Here is a 15,675-nt window from a genome sequence, read left to right as displayed (position 1 = left end):
TGTGCGTAGCAGACGCTTCTGCGCTGAGCTGACACAGAAACGCTGGACTGTGGACAGACGTGGACGTACTGTCCGTGGTCCCTCTCGGTACCTGAGCGACCGCGAGATGGGGGAGAGCCTCCGGCGATGCGACGCCGGAGGCCCGATGACTCCCCACCAGTCCCATGTGAACCGACCCGGCGGCCAGGGCATGCGAGCCCGCAACCGCCACAGGAGCTGCCCGGTGCAACCCGAGAACCCCGACTCCTATTCCACTTGCGCTCCGGCGAGCTGGCCCGCAACGGCCATCCCCGGCAAGCCCGGAGCCCACCTGCGCGCCACGCAGGCCGACGATGGCGAACTGGACCAGGACGGCGACGTGCCTGTCCGTGGCACCGACACGGAGGTGCCCAGCGAGGAGGTGGAGATACCGGACGCAGCGCCTACGACCGGATCGAAGCTGTTGGACGAACTACGTGTGCAGATAGCCCGGTTCGTGATCCTGCCATCGCCGCAGGCGCTGGACGCGGTCACGTTGTGGGTGGTGGCGACGCATCTGCAGGCGGCGTGGCAGCACGCTCCGCGCCTGGCGGTGGTAGGGCCGGCGAAGCGGTGCGGCAAGTCTCGGCTGCTCGACATACTGACTGAGACGGTCTACGAACCGATGCTGACCATCAACACCACACCGGCGGCGATCTTCCGGTCCGTCGACGCCGACGATCCGCCCACGCTCTTGGTGGACGAGGCGGACACTATCTTCGGCAGTCCGAAGATGGCGGAGAAGAACGAGGAGATGCGCGGCCTGCTCAACGCCGGTCACCAGCGCGGCCGGTACGTGACCCGGGTCGTCGGCAACGACCACACCCCACACCGCTTCGCCACATTCGCCATGGCCGCCATCGCGGGCATCGGCGACCTGCCCGACACGGTCATGGACCGCGCGGTGGTGATCCGCATGCGGCGCCGGGCCGAGGGCGAGAAGGTCAAACCCTTCCGTTCGCGCCGCGACATCCCGGCCCTGCACGAGCTGCGCGACCGCATCCACGCGTGGGCCAGGCCCCTGTTGGACGAGGCCGCGGACCTGGAGCCGGAGATGCCGGTCGAGGACCGCGCCGCCGACACCTGGGAGCCTCTGATCATCGTCGCCGAGCTGGCAGGAGGGTACTGGCCACGTCTGGCACGGGAGGCGTGTGCGCGGATGGTCGCCGCTGAGGTGGCGGCCGAGGAGGAGCACCCCAGCGGGGCGCGGATCCTCGCCGACATCCGTCGGATCTTCGCCGCCCAGCGCGAGGTCGACAGTCTGGCCACCGAGGAACTTCTCCATCACCTGCGTCAGGACGTGGAGGCCCCGTGGGCCGAGTGGGGGCGCGGTGGCCTGACCGCCCGAGAACTGGGTCGGATGCTGCGCGAGTTCGGTATCGCCTCCGGCAACGTGCGGATGGCTGACCGGACGCAGCGCAAGGGCTACATGCGCAACAAGTTCCTCGACGCCTGGCGCCGCTATTGCCCCACGGTCCACCCCGTCGACGCCGATCCCGCCCCGAGCGAGGGCTGAGCCCCGGCCCCTGGTTGCCGTACTTGCCGTCCCTGCCGTGATCTCGCAGGTCACACGGTATGCGCCCAAGACGGCAATCAGGGGCAAGACGGCAGCGCGATCATCAATCGCATCCCCGCCACCAAGACGGTGCCCGTTATCCGTCTTGTGCCGTCTCCCGCCGTCCTGCCGTATCACCACAGGTCACAGCCCTGCCCCGCAAGACGGGAGACGCAACGGCACCGTCCCGACTCGGGACCCGGCCAACCTGCCTGTGGGCTCAGGCGAGACGAGCGTCCTGAGTCCGCTCGCGGCAGGCCCAAGACGCCGGCGGTACGTGCCAAGACGGATCCCCGAGGCCGCTGCCGTACCCGCTCTGACCTGGGCTTGCAACGGCAAGACGGCAAAGACGCACTCACACCGAAACCCCAGGGAGTTCCCCGCTTGACAACCCTTCCCCTGCCTCATGCACCGCACCACCGGCCGCCCGACGACCAGCCGGGCACCGAGCGCTCGGCGATGACGAAGCACGATGCCGAGCGGTACGCGCTCACCATGGCGGGCGTCGTCATCGTCGCCCTGACCGGCGGCGCGTTCTGGCTCTCCTACGCGCATCTGGCCGACGTCGCCGGACAGCACGGCCTCGGCAACTCCCCGATCCGCCGCTGGGCCTGGCCTGCCACCCTGGACGCCTTCATTGTCGCGGGCGAGTTGCTCATGCTCCGCGCGAGCCTGCGCCGCGTCACCGACGGGTGGGCCATCGCCGTGACCGCCATCGGATCGGTCGGCTCCATCGCGTTGAACGTCGCCGGTGTCAGCGGCACCGACAACGCCAGCACAGTCCCCGTCTTCGACTACGTGGTCGCCGCGGTTCCACCAGCCGCCGCGATGGTGGCCTTCGGTGTGCTCATGCGGCAGATCCACCAGCTCGTCGCGCATCCTGCCGACGACCCGGACGCCGGTTCCGTACATGTGCCGGAACCACCGGTCACCGCATCCGCCCATGGCCCTGCGGCAGCCGCTGCATCCGATGCCTCCACCGGTCAACTGCTCGGCTCTCCGGATGCGCGGACGATACCGCCATCCGCAGAGACTGCGACCAAGTCGAGCGGTGGCCGTCCGCCGAAGGCGACCATCGCGGAGCTGGCCGACATCGGCCGCGCCACCGGTCATCAGCACGGCAAGCTCACTCGGGGCCTGCTCCGGGAGGCTGTGAAGGACCGTGACCTGACGATCGGCAGCGAGCGCCAGACCGAGGTGATGGATCTGCTGCGGCCGGAACTCGAAGCCGCCGGGATCGAGGTTTCCAAGCGCTGACCGCAACCTGGCCGGGTGACCGGAACCCTTCCGGTCACCCGGCCATCACCCCCACTTCCCGCCCGCCTGTCCACACCTGTGGACAGGCTGGTGACCGCCCCATCCAGCGCACCGGTCCCGTGTATCCGTCCGTCCAGCCAGCCCTTCCGGAGCACCACGCATGACGCACGATCCCCACCACCCCGACAACACCCCCGGCGAGCCGCTGCCCCTGACGAAATCCCCTACGCTGAAGGAGCGTTGGCGTCGCGCGTTCGGACGGGCTGCCCCTGGCGGAGCCAGTAGTACCCCGAGTCCGACTCAAGGCCGGTCTTCGGGGATCTCCGCCCCGGGGGTGGCGGAGACGGTCCCGCGCCAGGGGGCGCCGGACCCGGAGGCCGGGGCCGAGGGCGGCCCCGACCTGGAGACGCGCCACGCCGTCCAACGCGCCATTCTGCGCCCCGCCTCCGTCATCGAGACCGTCGCCGGCGAGCCGACCGTTAAGAGCGTGCAGCCCACGATTCGCCGCTTCACAGGTGACAAGCGCACGGAACGCGTCGGCCCCTTGCAGTTCCGCTCCGATGAGCGTGCACGCCTCCGGGAGACCACCGCCGAGCACGGTTACAAAGGAGAGTCCGGGTTCTGCGCCGACGTCGTCCTCGCCTTCCTGGACGGCCGCTTCACCGCGAACCTGCCGTTGTCCGAGGACCGCCGTCGCACCCACATGTTCCGCGCCCAGGTGTTGCGCCAGCTCAACCGGATCGGTGTCAACGTCAACCAGATCGCCCGAGCGCTCAACAGCGACCTCACCCCACCCGACATACGCCAGCGGCTCGACGAACTCGACCACCTGCTGACTTTGATCGCCGAGGCCCTGCGCGAGCCCGCCGACCCGACAGAGGACCTGGCCGCATGATCGCCGCTATCAAACCCGCAGGGACCAAGACACGCGGTCTGCTCGCCTACCTCTATGGACCCGGTCGGCACGACGAGCACCTCGATCCGCACATCGTGGCCGGCTTCGCGATGCTCGCCATGCCCGACCCCGGCCGCGACGAGAACGCCACCCTCACCGAACTCGGCCGCTACCTCGACGAGCCTGTACGGCTGCGCAACAGCGAGTTCGGACAACCGGTCACCGACCACGTCTGGCACTGCCCCGTCCGAGCCGCCCCCGAAGACCGCTACCTCTCCGACGTCGAGTGGAGTGAGATCGCCCGGCGCATCGTGCACGCGGCCGGCATCGCGCCGGAGGGCGACGACCTGGCCTGTCGCTGGATCGCCGTACGTCACGCCGACGACCACATGCACATCCTCGCCACCACGGTCCGCGAGGACGGCCGCCGACCCAAACTCCACAACAACGGAATCCGCGTCGGCGACGAGTGCCGCAAGATCGAGAAGGACTACGGGCTCCGCCAGTTGAAGAAGGGCGACGGCACCGCCAACCGTCGGCCGACCCAGGCCGATATGCACAAGGCGACACGCCTCGGCTGGGAACAGACCAGCCAACAGTGGCTCGAAGACCGCATCCGCGCCGCCATCCCGCACGTCACCGATGCCGAGGAACTGCTCACGTACCTCGAAGCGGACGGCCTCGCGGTCAAGCCAAGGCGCGGCCCTTCCGGAGACCTGCTCGGCTACGCCGTCGGCCGCCCCGGTGACGTGAACGCGAAGGGCGAGCAGATCTACAAGCCGGGCGGGAAGATCGCCCCCGACCTCAGCCTGCCCAAGCTGCAGGCCCGCCTGGCGACCAGCACGGCAGAAGAGCACCCCACTGCCCGACGCTCGCGGACCGCCACCCCCTGGCACCAGGCCACCGACGCCCTCGACAGCCTCCACGCCGAGCTCACCGACGCCACCGGTGACGACGGGTCCGGCAGTGACGCACGGGCCCAGGCCCACATAGCCGCGCTCGGCGAACTGATCGAAGCCACCGCACAGCACACACCCGACGGCCTGTGCGTCGAACTTCGAACCGCATCAAGGGCGTTCGCCCGCACCCAGCGTTCCCGAATCCGTGCCGAAGACCGAGCCGCCGACGCGGTTCGCATCGCAGCCCGCGACATCGTCCACACCGCCACCGGCCCGGACGGCAGCGCGCTCGCGGCCCTGCTCGCCGCCCTGGTCTGGGCAACGATCCTCGCCAAGCGGTGGCACGAGGCGAAGAACCACGCCCATCAGGCCGACGCCGCCCGCCGAACCCTCCACCACCTGCAGACCGCAGCCGATCACGCCCTGGCCCCCACGCTCACCGAACTGGCACACCACCAGCCGCGAGAAGAGGCCCGCCGGACCCTGGCCAGTGATGTACGTACCGCAGTCCCCGACCACGCCGAGCGAATCCTCGCCGACCGGAGCTGGCCCGCCCTCGCCGCGCTTCTCGCCGATGCCGAAGCCGGCGGCCACAAGCCGCACCAACTCCTCAAGGAGGCCGCAGAGCAACGCGAACTGGGCACCGCCCGCCAATCCGCCCGCGTCCTGATCACCCGCATCCAGCACACCAGCCGAAACCCCGTACCCAACCGCCGAGCCGAAGCGGCCCGACAGAGCTCGGCCACGTGGGCGTCAGTGTCCGGCGGTACGGTGCCGCCCCCACACCGGTCGGCCGCGCCAGCCCCTGTTCCGGGACGGGACAGCCATCCGCGGCGGTGACATGGCACGGGCAGGGGCGGCCTGTTGCGACGGCAGGCCGCCCGACTCCAGGTGCGTGGGCAAGCCCCACAACGCGGCGGTTTCCTGCGGCGTCGCACGTTCGCGGCGTACGGCCCGTAGTGCGGCTGCGAGCAGGTCGATGTGAGGGCCGGGCTGCAGCCGGTGGCATCTGCCGCAGGGGATGACCGACAGGAGCGGGGACGGATGGTAACCGGGAATCCCCGGTTACCGAAACCGGGGATTCTCCGGACAGTTGGTGTTGCCCAACCACCTCTCTCTTGTATGGAGCACCTGCATGCCCGAAACCGAACCCCGCTTCCACGTTGTCGCCCTCCTTTGCAGCTCGGACTTCAAGCGTCGCTCGGACACCAACACCTGGTCCTACCTCGATGGACGGCCCTTCACCAAGGAGGAGCAGGCCATCGTCGACACGGCCACCCACGCCGATCTCCAAGAGACCCGCGCCCAGATCGCGCGCTACCAGGAGTACCTGCGGACGATGAGCGAAGCGCGCGACACACTCCACCGCTACCTCGCTCCGTTCATGGACCGGCTCATGCGGAAGACCCTCAGCGGGGCGGTCAAGATAATGACCAAGGACGACCGGGCCGAGCTCGACCGGCTGCTCGCCGATGTGGCAGACCCCATCCGTCCGTTCACTCCGTACGCCTTCTGACACAAGCCGACACCGCGCGTATACCGATATGAGGAAGGGGGCCGGCGGCCGGGACGATTCCCGGCCGCCGGCCCCCTTCCTGCTGCCGACGCCCGTAGCCTGTCAGCGTCTGCCCGCGCTGCTGTGGGCCCGTGACCTGAGGGAAGGCCGTACAGCGGCAGGCGCGATCCAGTCGGTCATCGCATGTGCTGTCCCTTGTCGAAAGCCTTCGCCAAGTGAGCGTCGACAAGACCGGGGCTTCCGGAGACGATCACCAGGATGTTGCCGGTACGGATCGCCGTCTGTTTTACGATGCTGCGCTGTCCCCCGGCGGAGTAGGTGAGTAGCTGGCTCCACTGCTCGTCGCCGAGGTCCGGCGCGGCCGTCTTCTCGGTGCCCATGTCGACGACGGTGCTGCCCGACGTCACCTGGTAGACGGGGCAGGAGAGCATCGCGTCGAAGACCTTTCAACCCCGGGCAATTGCATTTGCTGCATGATCTCCGGAGTCGCGACCTGGTGACGTGCAGCGTCGGTCCCTCCAACTTACCGCTGCCCAAGAGACCTTGACCTGTTCCTTTGCGCCGCCACTTGCGTTTGATGCATGATTCGAGCACTCGATAGCGGGGGTGCGCATGGTGCGGACTGGAATGAGTGATGCTTCGGCTCGGCTGGTTCTGCTTGACGGCGTCGCGTTGCTGCACCCCGAAGATGCCGTGTTTGAGGCGATGTTGGAGGGCTGGGGGCGTCAGCAGCGTGGCGGGCGTCGGCTCCAATCCAGGACGATCTCGGACCGGCAGCGTGTGGTCCGGGCCTTCGGTTCGTTCGCCAATGCCTATCCGTGGTGCTGGTCGGCGGGGGATGTCGATGAGTGGACGACGTACCTGATCGCGGAGTTGAAGCGAGCCGAGTCCACGATCCGCAGCTATCAGACGGCGGTGCGCCTGTTCTGCGACTACATCACCTCGCCGCACTACCAGTGGCCGCAGGAGTGCGAGGCCCGTTTCGGCACTCATCCCGTGCAGGTCTGCCACGAGTGGAACACCGCCGCGCACCTGGTCGATTACGAGGCCGACGCAGACCGGCGCCCGATGACGCGTGAGGAGATCCAGCTCTTCCTCGATCACGCCGACGACCAGGTGGAGCGGACGATCCGGCTGGGCCGCAAGGGAGCCCTGGCGGCGTACCGCGACGCGACGGTGTTCAAGGCGATCTACGGGTGGGGGCTGCGGTGCACGGAGACCTCCCGTCTGGACGTCACCGATTTCTACCGCAGCCCGAAGGCGCCGGAACTGGGCCGGTTCGGCTCGCTGCAGGTCCGCTACGGCAAGCGCACCAAGGGCTCGCCACCGCGTCGGCGTATGGTGCTCAGCGTCATGCCCTGGGCCGTCGAGGCGGTCGAGGACTACGTGACCAACGTGCGCCCACGGTATGCCGCTTCCCGGGAGAGTCAGGCGCTGTGGTTGACCGAGCGGGGAGGCCGACTACAGGCCCGGGAGATCGAGGAGCGGTTCGCCAACTACCGTGATGCGCTGGGGCTGGACAAGGTCCTGGTGCCGCACTGCCTGCGGCATAGTCATGTAACCCATCAGATCGAGGACGGCGCGGACGAGACATTCGTTCAACGCCAGGTGGGCCATCGCCATGCCTCCACGACCGCGATCTACACGGAGGTCAGCGGAGACTTCATGAATACGATGATGCGCACGGTCTTGGACCGGGCCCTTGCGGGCGGCCAGTAGGGAGATGACGTGACGGCGAAGCTGGATTACCGCTGGCATCTGCGGGAGGTGATGGCCACCCGTGGAATGTTCTCCACCACCGATCTGCGTCCCCTTCTGGCCGAGCGGGGCATCGACCTGTCGCCCAGCCAGACCTACCGCCTGGTGGTGGAACGACCCGAACGCCTCAGCCTGAAGACGCTGATGGCGCTGCTCGACATTCTGGGCTGCGCGATGGACGAACTGATCGAACCCGTACCCGTCGCAGGGCGACGCCGCAAAACGGCGGCTGGGGGAGGCGATGGACCCGCCGGCAATGATCCCGGGGTCGGCGACTTCCGTCCGCGCCGGGCCCGGATCGTACGCGAGTAGGGAACTGCCATGGACGGTCGGGAACTTCCGCGGTACGCCACCGAGCCCGAAGCGGTCATCGTCGAGACCGTGCGGCGACTCGAGCCCGGACTCGACGCGGGCGAGGTGGAGACGGTGCTGGTGGCGGCGATCGGCAAGCGGCCACAGCGCCGTGACCTGGCACGGGTGCTGCAAGCCGACCCCGAACTGCTGACCTCCGGCCGGCCCGAGGGGCCCCGGACCATCGAGCGGCTGATCCGTGCCTTGCGCGAGCACGGCGCCGAACGACTGGAGTTACCGCGATGCGGGGACTGCCACAAGGACCGCCCTTTAGCCGGTCTGGGCGACGGGCTGCGCATCTGCACCCGCTGTCAGCGCCGCCGACTCAACCACGCCAACCCCTGTGCCATCTGCGGCATCAAGGACTTCGCAAGTCGCGACCGCGAGGGCCAGCCACGCTGCAGCTACCATCCGCCCGACGGCGGGCGGGACCCGCTGGAGGCGCTCGTCACGCTGATCGAGGCCCTGCCCGTCGGGCTCGACCGCACGGCGATCCTTGATGCGGTCCTCTCGGCCGAGCGCCGCCGCAGCGGCCAGCGCCGTCTGCTGTGGGCCTTGGAAGACATTCCCGATCTGCTGAAGGGAAAGGGCGCCCTGGGCCCGCCCAAGACGGCAGCCCTGGCCCAGGCACTCGTTGATCGCGGAGCCGTCGACGTCACCGTCCCCGCCTGCCCGATCTGCCACCGGCCCGTGCGGCTCGAGGTGCCCGGTGAAGGGATGCGCTGCTGCATCGAATGCTGGCACGCATCCCGCCCCCAGACGTGTGCCCGGTGCGGCAAATCCCGGCCGGTGGGCGGCCGAACCCACGACGGCGTGCCTCTGTGCCGGAGCTGCATCCACACCGACCCCTTCAACCACAGAGCGTGCACCGGATGTGGCGCCGTGCGGATCATGGTGGAACGAACGGAGCACGGGGCCCTATGCGGCAGATGCCGCCAGCTGCCACCAGCCGTCTGCTCGGTCTGCAGCCGCACGGCACCCTGCCATTTCGCGAAGAGCCCGGTGCCGCTGTGCAAGCCTTGTTGAGAGCAGGCGAAGCCGCGCGAAGCGTGCGCCGCCTGTGGCGCCGTGCGGCGCGTCAACTCCCGCACAGTAGACGGCCGTCCGCTGTGCGGACACTGCGGACAGAAGCCGGTGCCGTGCTCAGGCTACGGCAAGCCACACCGCGTCGCCAGCCGCAGTCCGGACGGTGAACCACTGTGCCGCCACTGTTGGAGCAAACACCCCGCAGCCCGTAGGCCCTGCACCGAGTGCGGCACCGTGGACAGCCCGTACAGGCGCGGCCGGTGCGCCGCCTGCGTGGCCCGCGAGCACCTGCGCGGTGTCCTGACCGGGTCCCGCCCCAGCATGCGGCCGGAAGCCGAGCCGGTCTTCACCGCGCTGCTGCGAGCCCGGCCCCATGCCCTGCTGCGGTGGATGCGTCCCGCCTCTGCCCGCCACGCAATCCTCACGACCTTGGCCGAGCAAAGCAGACCGATCACCCACGACACCCTGGATGGCCTCCAGCCCACCGTGACCGTGCAGCACCTGCGCGCCGCCCTGGTCGCCGGCGGCGCCCTGCCACCCCGGGACGAACAGCTCGCCCAATTCGAGCAGTGGCTGTCGAAGATCCTCGTCTGCGTCGAGGCTCCCGACGAGCGGAAGATCCTGCGGACATACGATACTTGGGGGCCGCTGCGTCGTCTGCGCCGACGATCTGCCAGCAGGCCGGTCACCTACGGCCAGGCGATCGGAGTCCGACACGAGATCAAGAATGCGGTGCGCTTTGTGCAGTGGCTGCACCAACAGGACAGCACGCTGGGCGGGTGCACCCAGGACCATCTCGATGCCTGGCTGGCCGAGGGCGCTCACAACAGGACGCTTATCCGCAGCTTCCTGCTCTGGACCAGCCGACGCGGACACACTCACCAGCTGGAAGCACCCGCCTACACCACCGACTTCGGACAGGACGTCCTTGCGCAGGATCACCGCTGGCACCTGGTCCGCCGCCTCATCCACGACGACACTCTGGACCTCGTCGACCGGGCCGCCGGCCTCCTCCTGCTGCTCTTCGCCCAGCCCACCAGCCGCATCACCCAGCTCACCACCCACCAGGTCACCGACCGGGACAATACGGTGACCCTCCTGCTCGGCAGCGAGCCAGTCATCCTGCCGCCGCCCCTCGACGACTTCGTCCGTCAGCTCGTTCGCCGCCGCCAAGGCCGCGCGGTCACCGTCCCACTCAACGAGGCCCCGTGGCTCTTCCCCGGCGCCTACCCAGGCCAGCCCCTGACCCCCTACTCCCTGGCCGCACGCCTGAGTGCCCTCGGGATCCGCTGCCGAGTGGCCCGTCGCTCCTCCTTGATCGAGCTCGCCGCGGAACTGCCCGCCTACGTCATCAGCCGCCTGCTCGGCTTCCACCAGACCACCGCAGACCAGTGGCAACGAGACAACCAGGGCTACGGAGCCGCCTACGCGGCGGAACTCACCCACCGCTGAGGCACTCCGCACGTTCCAATAACCGGGCTTACCAATAACTCCGGCGTCGTTCCGGATGGCGAGCGCCGACTAGCATCCGGCATGAACAAATCCAGTCAAGCTACCTGTGGTGATGCATATGTGACTTGTGATCAGTTGCATTCCTAGCCAGAGTGCGCCTCTCCGCCACATTTCGAGGCACCGCCATTTCCGCGTCACCAGGGCCCGGAGATCTTCCCTTCGATCGTCAATCCGTATCTCATCAGTTGCAGATGCGTGTGATCAGAACCCTCTTCATCGAACATTAGATGAATTGCTGCGGCCGGGTTACCTGCATTGAGTGCTAAAAGAGCCAAGCGGTTTGCCTCCGTATTGTCGCCGGCTGCGGCCCTCCTTCCAGCCAGCCACTGCAGGGCGGAGAGATCGCCAGCATCGGCGGCGAGATGAATCAGGCGGTCGACCGCCTCGGCTCGATCCTCAGCTTCTAGGCGAACAGCCGCTACGTTTAGCCAGGCCCAGGTGGCTCCTGCCGCAGCGGCCTCCGCCGCAAGGCGCTCGGCTTCTTCCTGCCGCCCGGCGACCTCGGCTAGTACCCAAGGCGCACTTCCTGAGCTGGCTGGGTAAAACCACACCGGGGCTTCGTGCCAATCTTGTGGACTTCTGCGTGTTCGAAGAGGCTGGCCAACTGATCGCGGGCGGGGGCCGTCGTCGCCGGGAATCTCGAAGGAAGCGCCTCCGGCCGTCTCCCTCCTGCCTGCTAATACGCGGTCCACCACTTCCAGGGTGTCGAGTTGGCCAGCATCGATGGCTTGAAGAGCGAAGTCCCTCGCCTTGCCCCGAACTCCCTTTCCCGCGTACGTCGTGGCTATTTGCACCAGTGTGAATGAATCACCGATGTCTGTTGCCATGTGAGCCAGGCGTTTCACTTCCTCGTCTTTATCCGCTTCGATGAGAAGCGAGATTAGTTTCGCGAGCGCCTTAGGGTGAGTGGAGGTGACCCGCCCATAGAGCTCTGTCGCCAGCTGCTTTCGCCATCGAATGTGGGCGGCATTGGCGAAGTTCATGAGGTAATCGGGTACATGTATGTGCTCTGCTACAGCATTCCAGAAACCTTCAGGAGGCATGAGATAGCGGCGTTCTAGCCGACCATGTTGTTCAAGGTAATCGGCTAGCCGGTACGTCAGCGAATCAAGGTTCGTGGTGTCAGATCCGGGAAGGCGCTGTCGGCGGCGAGCCAGCAGACCACGAACTCCATGCACTGCGGCTGCGGTGTAGGCAAGAGCCTTCTCTAGCCAATCGTCACCGAGCTGGTCCTGCTCAAATTCGTCGAGATAGGTCCACGCCGCGCTTTCTAGGAATGCCATGGGAATGTCCGTACCGTGGCCCAATCGGCGGGCATCCATCGCAGCATTGACAAGGGCCCGCGCTGCTGGCGGTGCGGTCTCGTAACGCTCGACCAGAGCGGGGCCTCCTGCAAGATATTGTGTAATCCGCCCCTGCTGAGCCTGCTCAACGGCTTGGCGGAGCCGTGCGTCGCCGACAGAGGCGGTCTGCAGGCTTTGCAGTGCCGCCTCGTCGAAGCGTGCTGGCACGCGGATGGCAGTTCCGGATAGGAGCGCCCGGGCCTGGACATGAGCATGTGGCGCATCGCCTGACGAGGGTGCAGCAGTCAGCGCATCCCAGTGGTCCGGCCACAATGTGCCCAGCACGAGAATTGGAGCGCGATCAGGATCGCGCATCACGTCACGCAGGCGAGCTGCAATCTGTTCTCCGGACTCCCCGGAAGTGTCAAGGTAGTGCTGGGCTTCATTGAGCCACACCACAGTGCGCGGGCCGATCGCAGGCAGGTGCTCGAGCGCTGCCTCCGGGTGACTTGGATTGATGGGGTGCCACAGCCGCCAGCCCGCAGGCAGATGCTGGACCGCTTCCCAACAAGCGCGGGTTTTGCCGGTGGATGAGCCGCCGACCAAGACAGCGATTCCAGTGATTCCGGCTGCCGCTCGGTCAACTACCTCCCGCAGCTTTTGGTCGTGCGCACGCGGCACATACGTCGGCAACCGCGGCAACTCAGCCCCGTCGTCTACCAGCGGAGCGTCAATGGCACGGTGGACTTCCAGCGCCATGGGGTCACACTCGGCGATTGACTGCCCCAGTGGCCCAGCCATGCGGGCCTGCACCCACAAGTCCCGCGCTCGCGCCTGAGCGTCATTCGGGTCCCACGCCGCCATCCGCGCCAACACCACCGCCACCGCAGCTACATCGGCCTGGTTTGGCGGAACTTCGGTCGAAACCAGGCAGCGGTGCACGGTGTCCTTGCTCGGCGCACCCAGCAGTCCATCGTCTTCTGCTATCGCTGCGGCCACCGCCTCCATGGTCGGCGCGTCTGCGTCCAGGTACAGCTTGTACAGCAGGTCCTTGAGGTCTCGCAGCGGCCCCGCGGAAACCGGCGGACGCGCGATCACACGCGGGCGCCGCGTCGTCTCTCTCCTCTTGTCTCCACTCATCGCACCATGTTCTCGCTCACCATCTGGGGTCGTGGTCTGAACAGCGCATCCACGGTTCCGTGATCGTGCCCCATCGCAACTGAGATGCGCTGCCCCTGCTGCAGGAATCGTGGAGTCGGAGCTGGCCAGCCGCTCATCAGAATCCGCGAACCACGGAGGTTCTCAATGCCCCATAGTCGACTCGATCGTCCGGAACGACGAGCGCGCACCAAGCTCGCCATCACCGGTCTTGCCGCCATCCTCTCCGGCGCCACCCGGGCTGTGATCGGCTGGCTTCTGGACCACGAGCTGTAACCAAGCACCGTTGCGCCGCCGCCCTTGTTGGTGGCGGCGCAACGGAACTGAAGTCCGGACGGCACCCGCATGAGCGACCTGCGGGTCAAACCGGGACCTGGCCCGGCGGATAGGTTTCTGGGGACGGCATTCCGCAAGTTTCGATAGCCGGACTTACCAGCACGATGCCCTTGGACAGCTTCGAGGCGCTGTCGCTGTACAGGTCCTCGCTGATCAGTGACGCGCTGCTGCCGGTGTAGGCGAAGGTTGCCTTCGCCTTGTGCGCGAAGTCGAGGCCGGAGCCGGTGGCCGCGTCGCTGCCGAGCTTCTGAAGTGCCGGGCAGCCGATGACGGTGACGTCATCATCGCGGCGAGAAGTCTCGGACTTGCGTATGTAGCCCTCGCCCAGGTCGCTCTCGTCCAACAGCCGCTCGTCCAGTTGGGCCGAGGACAGCGGCGCAGATACAGAGCGGGAGCTGCCACCCCGGTGCGTGGGTGTGGACGAGCCGGCGGTCTCGGCGGGGCCGGCGCAGCCGGTCGGGGTGAGGACGGTGACGATGGCACCGAGGCCGAAGCCGAGGGCGGTCGTGGTGGAGCGGCGCATACGGAAACCCCTTGGTGATGCGAGACGGATGTCTGACCGGGTCGGCCCTCCGGGGCCGACGAACGCAGGGGCGGGGGAAGGGGTTTCGTGCTTTCAGTGGCCGAGGTGGCGAAGGCCGTCTTCGAGGGTGGGGTGGAAGCGGTCGACTGGACCGGAGTTGCGGTTGTACCAGGCGGTGTCCAGCCGGGTCTCCTGTGCTTCGTGCCCGGCTTCGCAGCGCAGCCAGACCGAGTCGTCGCGCATGTTGAAGACGATCCAGTTCCGGTACGCGCCGCAGTGGCACGCGTGGACTTCGCCGTCGATTACGAGCGGCAGGTCCCAGCGCATCATGAAGCCCGAGACGTCCTGGCGGCACGGTGCTCGGAACTCCGGCGGCAGGAAGTCGGGTCCCTCCGTGGCGTCGGTCGGCGCAACCGGCGTCTGGACGCCGTCGAAGGACCACGGCTCTTGGGCGTGCATCTGCAGGAGAGCAAACCCCGCCCGTTGGGCCTCACGGAACTCACGGTCGGCGCGAGCGCGTCGTCGGAACATGGAGTCTCCATCTCTGTCATCGGGCAGGTGCAACGGGATCGGCAACGCAAGGGGATTGGCGACGAGTGGCGTGGAGCCGCTCCGAGCGCCGGGGTAACAGCAGGGTGGGAGGTGTCAGCCGCGCCTGACGATGCTGAGCCGGCCCCCGGCACTTATGGGCAGGGTGCGGCGGGATACCGGGACCGGCGAGGCGAGTGAGGAGGCGAACGCTGCGACCAACCCGTGAGGGATGCTGGCACTGAAGCTCGTGCACCACAGGTACGGGGCGCCGAGAACGGGTTCCGCCCACGCCTGCCAGCCCACGCCGTCAGGGCGCAGGTCGGAATCCCGGACGAGCGGCGGCAGCAGCTCCAGGGAGAACGTGCAGGAGAACCCGGGGTCCGAGGCGCCGGCGCGGGGTCGGTCCACATCGCGGGCCCAGCCCTGGGCTCCGAGCGCGGCGAGTACCATCTCGGGACCTTCGACGCCGAAGTCCGCCTTGTCGTAGCCGTCGATCGCGACAAGGAGATCGGTCAGTGCCTCGTGGGGGACGCCAGCGGTGAAGTACGCGTTCCACTCCGGCATCGCGGAGTCGGCATGTAGCCGAGCACTCAACTGCCAGGCCACAGGAAGGCCGCCGAGCTCGAACGGATAGCTGGCGCGTATCCACTCGGCGCCACACAGCCCGTTCGGGCTCACGTACAGAATCGTGTCGCGTGCAGTCGGCCACATACGCCACTCAAGGCCGACGAGGGTGTCGCCGACCCGCTCGGCGAGAGCGTCGTCGTCACCGGCCAGGTGGCGCGGGGTGACCCAGTACATCGGGCCCGGTATCTCGCGGTGGGAGGGATCGTCGGGGTGGTGCGGGGACAGGGGCGTCTCCGTGGGTTCGGGGTCTTCGGCATAGCGTTGTACGTTGGCATGCAGTTCGACAGCGCACCAGTAGTTCCGAGGACTTTCCTGTCTGCCTCAGGCGAACTTGCGCGGAGGAACCCACTGATGGCGCGGGTCGGGTCCTCAAGGAAGCGGCCCGAACAGAATCCGCGCGAGACGCTGCCGCACTTCTGGGCGAGCGAGT

At 67.7% G+C, this 15,675-nt stretch carries 15 protein-coding genes; 10 read left to right on the top strand and 5 right to left on the bottom strand.

Annotated elements, in window-relative coordinates:
- The first annotated feature begins 223 nt into the window (after positions 1 to 223).
- The 5 genes from QUY26_RS17475 (at position 224) to QUY26_RS17455 (ending at position 6,140) form a co-directional block, all read left to right on the top strand.
- Entirely contained in the window at positions 224 to 1,534 is a 1,311-nt protein-coding gene (locus QUY26_RS17475; RefSeq protein WP_289947685.1) for a DUF3631 domain-containing protein, read from the top strand.
- Positions 1,535 to 1,957: 423 nt separating this feature from the next.
- Positions 1,958 to 2,830: a DUF2637 domain-containing protein gene (locus QUY26_RS17470; protein WP_436840351.1), complete on the top strand. Its 873-nt coding sequence runs from the start codon at positions 1,958 to 1,960 to the stop codon at positions 2,828 to 2,830.
- A 334-nt stretch (positions 2,831 to 3,164) separates the two neighbouring features.
- Positions 3,165 to 3,725: a MobC family plasmid mobilization relaxosome protein gene (locus QUY26_RS17465; RefSeq protein ID WP_289947682.1), complete on the top strand. Its 561-nt coding sequence runs from the start codon at positions 3,165 to 3,167 to the stop codon at positions 3,723 to 3,725.
- Positions 3,722 to 5,464 carry a mobilization protein gene (locus tag QUY26_RS17460; protein WP_289947680.1) on the top strand — a complete coding sequence of 581 codons (1,743 nt, stop codon included), beginning with the start codon at positions 3,722 to 3,724 and terminating at the stop codon, positions 5,462 to 5,464. Before QUY26_RS17465 ends, QUY26_RS17460 begins: the two co-directional genes overlap by 4 nt.
- 295 nt (positions 5,465 to 5,759) lie before the next feature.
- A complete protein-coding gene (locus QUY26_RS17455) occupies positions 5,760 to 6,140 on the top strand; it encodes a hypothetical protein (protein WP_289947677.1) in 381 nt (126 codons plus the stop codon).
- 176 nt (positions 6,141 to 6,316) lie between these two features.
- Here QUY26_RS17455 and QUY26_RS17450 read toward each other — a convergent pair whose 3' ends face one another.
- Complete coding sequence (locus QUY26_RS17450; RefSeq protein WP_436840350.1) at positions 6,317 to 6,520, bottom strand: hypothetical protein; 204 nt, start codon at positions 6,518 to 6,520, stop codon at positions 6,317 to 6,319.
- 247 nt (positions 6,521 to 6,767) lie between these two features.
- Between QUY26_RS17450 and QUY26_RS17445 the strand changes: the two genes are divergently transcribed.
- The 4 genes from QUY26_RS17445 (at position 6,768) to QUY26_RS17430 (ending at position 10,727) form a co-directional block, all read left to right on the top strand.
- Positions 6,768 to 7,859, top strand: coding sequence for a tyrosine-type recombinase/integrase (locus QUY26_RS17445; protein ID WP_289947675.1), 1,092 nt, complete (start codon positions 6,768 to 6,770; stop codon positions 7,857 to 7,859).
- A 9-nt stretch (positions 7,860 to 7,868) separates the two neighbouring features.
- Positions 7,869 to 8,210 (top strand): helix-turn-helix domain-containing protein, encoded by a 342-nt coding sequence (locus QUY26_RS17440; RefSeq protein WP_289947673.1) that lies wholly within the window; start codon positions 7,869 to 7,871, stop codon positions 8,208 to 8,210.
- Between the two features lie 9 nt (positions 8,211 to 8,219).
- Entirely contained in the window at positions 8,220 to 9,275 is a 1,056-nt protein-coding gene (locus QUY26_RS17435) for a hypothetical protein (protein ID WP_289947671.1), read from the top strand.
- Between the two features lie 273 nt (positions 9,276 to 9,548).
- Entirely contained in the window at positions 9,549 to 10,727 is a 1,179-nt protein-coding gene (locus QUY26_RS17430) for a hypothetical protein (RefSeq protein ID WP_289947668.1), read from the top strand.
- Positions 10,728 to 10,921: 194 nt separating this feature from the next.
- Here QUY26_RS17430 and QUY26_RS17425 read toward each other — a convergent pair whose 3' ends face one another.
- Positions 10,922 to 13,210 (bottom strand): hypothetical protein, encoded by a 2,289-nt coding sequence (locus QUY26_RS17425; protein WP_289947666.1) that lies wholly within the window; start codon positions 13,208 to 13,210, stop codon positions 10,922 to 10,924.
- Positions 13,211 to 13,375: 165 nt separating this feature from the next.
- On the opposite strand from QUY26_RS17425, the gene QUY26_RS17420 reads away from it, so the two are divergent.
- Entirely contained in the window at positions 13,376 to 13,504 is a 129-nt protein-coding gene (locus QUY26_RS17420) for a hypothetical protein (RefSeq protein ID WP_289947665.1), read from the top strand.
- Between the two features lie 85 nt (positions 13,505 to 13,589).
- Here the strand turns inward: QUY26_RS17420 and QUY26_RS17415 are convergent, their stop codons facing one another.
- The 3 genes from QUY26_RS17415 to QUY26_RS17405 all read right to left on the bottom strand — a co-directional run bounded on the left by QUY26_RS17415 (position 13,590) and on the right by QUY26_RS17405 (position 15,419).
- A complete protein-coding gene (locus QUY26_RS17415) occupies positions 13,590 to 14,087 on the bottom strand; it encodes a hypothetical protein (protein WP_289947663.1) in 498 nt (165 codons plus the stop codon).
- Between the two features lie 93 nt (positions 14,088 to 14,180).
- Entirely contained in the window at positions 14,181 to 14,618 is a 438-nt protein-coding gene (locus QUY26_RS17410; protein WP_289947661.1) for a hypothetical protein, read from the bottom strand.
- A 114-nt stretch (positions 14,619 to 14,732) separates the two neighbouring features.
- Complete coding sequence (locus QUY26_RS17405) at positions 14,733 to 15,419, bottom strand: DUF317 domain-containing protein (RefSeq protein ID WP_289947658.1); 687 nt, start codon at positions 15,417 to 15,419, stop codon at positions 14,733 to 14,735.
- Positions 15,420 to 15,675: the final 256 nt, after the last annotated feature.

This window comes from Streptomyces flavofungini, assembly GCF_030388665.1.
Classification (GTDB): Bacteria; Actinomycetota; Actinomycetes; order Streptomycetales; family Streptomycetaceae; genus Streptomyces; species Streptomyces flavofungini_A.
Note: the sequence above shows the minus strand (reverse complement) of the source record. Positions and strands in the feature narration are given on the sequence as shown.

What these genes read in the sequence shown, in the direction of transcription:
- QUY26_RS17435 (WP_289947671.1), top strand. Translation starts at nt 8,220, where the DNA reads ATGGACGGTCGGGAACTTCCGCGGTACGCCACCGAGCCCGAAGCGGTC.
- QUY26_RS17410 (WP_289947661.1), bottom strand. Translation starts at nt 14,618, where the DNA reads ATGTTCCGACGACGCGCTCGCGCCGACCGTGAGTTCCGTGAGGCCCAA.
- QUY26_RS17420 (WP_289947665.1), top strand. Translation starts at nt 13,376, where the DNA reads ATGCCCCATAGTCGACTCGATCGTCCGGAACGACGAGCGCGCACCAAG.
- QUY26_RS17450 (WP_436840350.1), bottom strand. Translation starts at nt 6,520, where the DNA reads ATGGGCACCGAGAAGACGGCCGCGCCGGACCTCGGCGACGAGCAGTGG.
- QUY26_RS17405 (WP_289947658.1), bottom strand. Translation starts at nt 15,419, where the DNA reads ATGTACTGGGTCACCCCGCGCCACCTGGCCGGTGACGACGACGCTCTC.
- QUY26_RS17425 (WP_289947666.1), bottom strand. Translation starts at nt 13,210, where the DNA reads ATGAGTGGAGACAAGAGGAGAGAGACGACGCGGCGCCCGCGTGTGATC.
- QUY26_RS17415 (WP_289947663.1), bottom strand. Translation starts at nt 14,087, where the DNA reads ATGCGCCGCTCCACCACGACCGCCCTCGGCTTCGGCCTCGGTGCCATC.
- QUY26_RS17445 (WP_289947675.1), top strand. Translation starts at nt 6,768, where the DNA reads ATGAGTGATGCTTCGGCTCGGCTGGTTCTGCTTGACGGCGTCGCGTTG.
- QUY26_RS17455 (WP_289947677.1), top strand. Translation starts at nt 5,760, where the DNA reads ATGCCCGAAACCGAACCCCGCTTCCACGTTGTCGCCCTCCTTTGCAGC.
- QUY26_RS17460 (WP_289947680.1), top strand. Translation starts at nt 3,722, where the DNA reads ATGATCGCCGCTATCAAACCCGCAGGGACCAAGACACGCGGTCTGCTC.